Source organism: uncultured Halovibrio sp., assembly GCF_913056445.1.
Classification (GTDB): Bacteria; Pseudomonadota; Gammaproteobacteria; order Pseudomonadales; family Oleiphilaceae; genus Halospina; species Halospina utahensis_B.
Window position 1 is genome coordinate 1 of sequence record NZ_CAJXMA010000130.1, and the last position, 4,481, is coordinate 4,481.

Consider the following 4,481-nt stretch of genomic DNA (forward strand, 5'->3'; position numbering starts at 1 on the left):
TCGTTTTTCATTGGCGGAGGTTGTCCTCTTCCTTCCGGCCCGATCAAGGCCTGCCCGCTTTATTCCATCTCCTACAGCTTCGTGAGGACGTCCATGAGCAGCTGGATCTTGGTGATCGACTCCTGGTACTCCGCCTCGGGCTCTGAGTCCGCCACGATCCCACCACCGCCGAAACAGGTGATCTCCCCGTCCTGGCACTCCAGTGTCCTTATGGCGATGGTGCTGTCGAAGCCGTTGCACGGGGTCCAGTGGAAGAAACTGCCGCAGTAGACGCCACGGGGTTCTTCCTCCAGTTCCCGGATGACCTCCATGGCACGGCGCTTTGGGGCGCCGGTGATCGAGCCGCCGGGAAAGGCGCTGAGCAGCAGGTCCAGTGGTGAAAGTCCGGGAGCCAGCTCGCCAGTGATGCAGGAGACCAGGTGGTGCACATTGGTGAAGGTTTCCAGGGCGAAGAGTGGTTCGGCCCGGACTGAGCCAATGCGGCAGCAGCGGCCCAGGTCATTGCGCAGAAGGTCCACGATCATCAGGTTCTCGGCCCGGTCCTTGGGGCTTGTAAGCAGCGCCTCCGCCAGCTTCCGGTCCTCCTCGGGGGTGCTGCCACGACCCCGGGTGCCCTTGATGGGGCGGGTCTCCACCTGTCCCCGCCTTACCTTCAGGAACCGCTCCGGAGACAGGCTCAGGATGCGGTTGACGCCGGTATCGAAGTAGGTTGAGCAGGGACCGGGGTTGGCCCAGTGGAGTGCCTGGAAGGCGTGGATGGGGTGGCCCTCATAGCGTGCCCGGAACGGTTGGGCGTAGTTGACCTGGTAGACGTCACCGGCGTGGATGTAGTCATGGATCCGCTGGATGCACTCCATGTAGTCCGCACGGGACTGGAGCGCCGCAAATCCCGATGTCAGGTGGAAACCGGGTTTGTGCGCGGCATGATGTGCACCCATGAGCGCGTTCAGGCGCCCGTGGATGTATTGCCGGCGCCCTGGTGGGCAGTCCCTGTGGATGCGCAGCTCCATTGCGCCGGTTTCCGGGCGGTACAGGATCAGCCAGTCATACTCGTTGACCTGTATGAGCGGGCTGGGCGAGGGCCTGCGCGTCGGCAGTTCCATTTCGCCATCGCCATAACTCACAAATCCGAGCTTCAGCGGGAGCCAACCGGCGCTATCTTCGGGCGCCTGCCGCGCCCGCTGGCTGAGTCCGGCGGTGTGGTCGGCGCACTGATAACAGGTCTCCCGGAATCGGGGCAGGGCGGTCATGACCCGTATCGGCGCGGGCTCATGCGTTGCGCCGGGCACATCAAACAGGCAGAAGCCGGGCTCATCCGCAAGGGACTGTGCCAGCGCCGACCAGCTCAGCTGTGACAGGACGTGAGTCGATTCCATGGCGATTCCAGTGAAAAGCATCACAGTTTAACCGTTCAGTACTCGGGATGTGACCCCGTGAAGGTCGCGTCTGCGGTGCTGTGAGGCACAATTGGCCCGATTGGTACGGCTAACGTCTGGAGGTTATATCATGTTTCGAACGCTGCTCTGTGCTCTCATCATCTGTGCCCTGGTTCCTTCCGCTGCGCTGGGCCAGGAGGGCGGAGAGGCCCTGGAGGAGAAGGGTGCCAAGGAAATGGCGTTTGGCCAGCTTTCGGAAAAACAGCAGAAGCTGGTTGTCGGAATGCTGAAAAAGCTCTTCAAGGAAGGCAAGGTCAAGGCTGAGGAAAGCATCCGGGAGAATGGCAGTTTTGTGCCCTATGGCTACGTCTCGAACCATCAGGGCAAGGGCCAGTTCCTGCACATCAACCCGGAGCAGAAGCTGAAGGCTGAAGTTGCAGCCCATGCTGTCCAGAAGACGATCATCACCAACGCGCTCCGGGGGAATCTGGCAGCCAGCGGTCTCTTCATGACCATGGCGCTGCCGGAAGGGCTCAAGGAAAAAACCCAGAAGCAGCTGGAGGAATCCATCAAAGGGGACCGGGGTATCGATGACGTACGGTTCCTGATGGTTGAACTGCAGCATCTTGGTGGCCTTGGCCTGCTCATGTCCGTTCCTTACTGGCAGAACAGTGAGGACGGATGGGTCTTCGGGGAGCCCGTGTCCCAGCAGATCGAGCCGGAACTCCAGATGGCGGTCAAGCAGATGATGCGCAAGGCGGCACAGCGCCAGAGCAATGGATAAAAGGCCTTTCCCTAGGATTATCAGGTCATTATGACGGCCACCCCCGGTGGCCGTTTTTGTTAAATGTCTGACCGAATGTTAATAGAATCACAATTCAGGTTTTCCTCCTGCCACTGCTCATCACCTGTGAACCTGTTCACTCTATGATCTGATTGTCTGACCTAGAATCACAATTGCCCGGTCAGAAATGACCGGCAATAAAAATAAACGAAGCAATCAAAGAATCTCTAAGGAGAACAATCATGAAAGGCCTGAATAAACTTGCACTGGCAACAGCCGTTGCCGCAGCACCGTTCGCCGCACAGGCGGAACTGACGGCCATGTCCGATCAGGCGATGGGCGACACCACTGGCCAGGCCGGTGTCACCATCGAGCTGAACACCCAGGTCAGCATGGACCAGATCCAATACAGCCAGAGCACTGACAGCGCTGCTACAGGCTCCCTGCTGGTCAACAACCTGTCCATCGGTGGCATGGACTCCGGTGGTCCGTTTGGTGAAGGGCTTGATGTCGCCATCAATGTTGACCTGCCCAGCGGCCAGACCGCGGAAGACAGCCTGTCGGATTTCGGCTCGAAAGCGGGTTCCGATGCGGGTCTTGGTGGTCAGGATCTGACACTGAATGATGGTGATGCCCTGATCTCAGTGCAGAGCTACAAGACGGATGCGGATGGCGATGCCGTGCCGGTGGACATGAACCTCAACGTTGGTGGCACCGCCAATAATGCCCTCCAGCTTGAGTCCTCCGATGGCGATTCCTCCGCCACACTGGTTTCCTCCATTGATATGGATGTGTTCCTGAGCCAGCTGGACATCATTGCCCGCACTGACAACGTGGTTGGTGGTGACAGTTCTTCCGGCTCACTGGAAATCGAAGCCGGGTTCGCCATTGATAACCTCAATGCCGAGTTCGACGTGGCTTCTGTTGGCCTGGAAGGCATGCGCATGGCCGGCGCCGGCTCGCTGCCTGTCCTGAAAGGCGCAGCCAAGGGCAATGGTGACGTGCTGGGCGGTGGCGCTGCCATCGTGAGCATGGACATTGGCCAGGGTCAGGCTCTCAGTGGCACTGGTACTGCCAACGGTGAAACGCTCCGCGTCAATCTGGATAACTTCCAGGCTGACGTCTGGATGCCGACCATCAACGTTGGTGGCGGTGACGGCACTACTGCCAGCGTAGGCTCTGTTGGCATCAGCAACCTGCAGGTGAGCAACACCCAGATGGCCATCTACGGTCGCGAATAAAACGACCCGTAAGGCTGAAAAAAGCCACCCTTCGGGGTGGCTTTTCTGTTTTCGGCCGTCTCCCGCAAACATCCATAAGCCCGTTTTGGGAATTCATCCTCATCAAATCCTGCGCCTTTTGGGTAAAGTCCATGAAAGGGCATCGCAAAGGCACTGGGTCTGAAGATGGTGATTCGGTGCGGCTGGTATTGGAGTTCTGAAAATGGCACGCAAGCAGAAAAAACAGACGGTTGGTAAGAGCCGCAAGGCATCCGCCAAAGCATCTCGGGGAAACAGTAATGGGCGTATTGCGGAACCGGCAGCACTGTCGCAAGCGCGGTCAAGGCTCCAGAATACTTCCAACCCGGCTGAAGTGACCGCAGCCGCCAGACAGATACTTGCAATCGATCCGGCAGACCCCGAAGGGTGGCGTTGGCTGGGTGAAGCCCAGCTTAGCAACCAGAAACTGGGCGACGCGGTCGTCAGCTTTTCCCGGGCATGTCGTATCGAGCCGAACAACGAAACCCTCATCGAGCGTTACGTCGGACTGGCACTCCGGCAGGGTAGCTACCTGGATGCGCTCAACGCGACCCGTCACTGGGTGACGATCGCGGAGGAAAAGCCGCTGACAGCGAAAAAGCTCCTGTCAGGGCTCTATGGTCTACTTGGCAAGGAAGAGATCAGCTGTCAGTGGGGTCTGCAGGCGGCCTTCCGACAGCCAGTAGCCAAGGCGCAGGCTTCCGGAAAAGAACAGCTGCGGATACTGATTCTGGGGACAGTTGGCTGTGCCCCCTATCACTATGACCCAACGACCGGGCAGCTCACGGTCAGTGAGGGCCATAACAATCTGATGCATATGATTGACACGGGGGCGGCTACGCTGACCTCCCTCAGTGTGGATGTGATCGATGACTGTCCTGAGGTACTGGATGACCTGCCTGACGTTGATGTTGTTTACAACAGCATTACCGATGCGGGTCGCTGCCAGGAAGGCCTCAGGAATGCGAGCAGGGTATGCCGGAAACTCAGTGCTCCGGTGATCAATGCGCCAGCGGAGGTGCTGCGCACCACGCGGGAGGAGAATGCGCAGCGCTTGGGGCA

General features: G+C 58.9%; 4 protein-coding genes. 3 read left to right on the forward strand and 1 reads right to left on the reverse strand.

What is annotated here, in order from left to right:
- Positions 1-71: 71 nt before the first annotated feature.
- Positions 72-1,376 (reverse strand): aminodeoxychorismate synthase component I, encoded by a 1,305-nt coding sequence (pabB, locus tag QZ501_RS14880; protein WP_295720601.1) that lies wholly within the window; start codon positions 1,374-1,376, stop codon positions 72-74.
- 130 nt (positions 1,377-1,506) lie between these two features.
- Between pabB and QZ501_RS14885 the strand changes: the two genes are divergently transcribed.
- The 3 genes from QZ501_RS14885 to QZ501_RS14895 all read left to right on the forward strand — a co-directional run.
- Positions 1,507-2,160 carry a hypothetical protein gene (locus QZ501_RS14885; protein WP_151439646.1) on the forward strand — a complete coding sequence of 218 codons (654 nt, stop codon included), beginning with the start codon at positions 1,507-1,509 and terminating at the stop codon, positions 2,158-2,160.
- 242 nt (positions 2,161-2,402) lie between these two features.
- Entirely contained in the window at positions 2,403-3,401 is a 999-nt protein-coding gene (locus QZ501_RS14890) for a DUF6160 family protein (RefSeq protein WP_295720603.1), read from the forward strand.
- 202 nt (positions 3,402-3,603) lie between these two features.
- Positions 3,604-4,481: hypothetical protein (locus QZ501_RS14895; RefSeq protein WP_295720604.1), on the forward strand; the 878-nt coding region annotated here is incomplete at its 3' end.

Coding starts and splice junctions, on each gene's coding strand:
- QZ501_RS14890 (WP_295720603.1), top strand. CDS start 2,403: ATGAAAGGCCTGAATAAACTTGCACTGGCAACAGCCGTTGCCGCAGCA.
- pabB (WP_295720601.1), bottom strand. CDS start 1,376: ATGGAATCGACTCACGTCCTGTCACAGCTGAGCTGGTCGGCGCTGGCA.
- QZ501_RS14885 (WP_151439646.1), top strand. CDS start 1,507: ATGTTTCGAACGCTGCTCTGTGCTCTCATCATCTGTGCCCTGGTTCCT.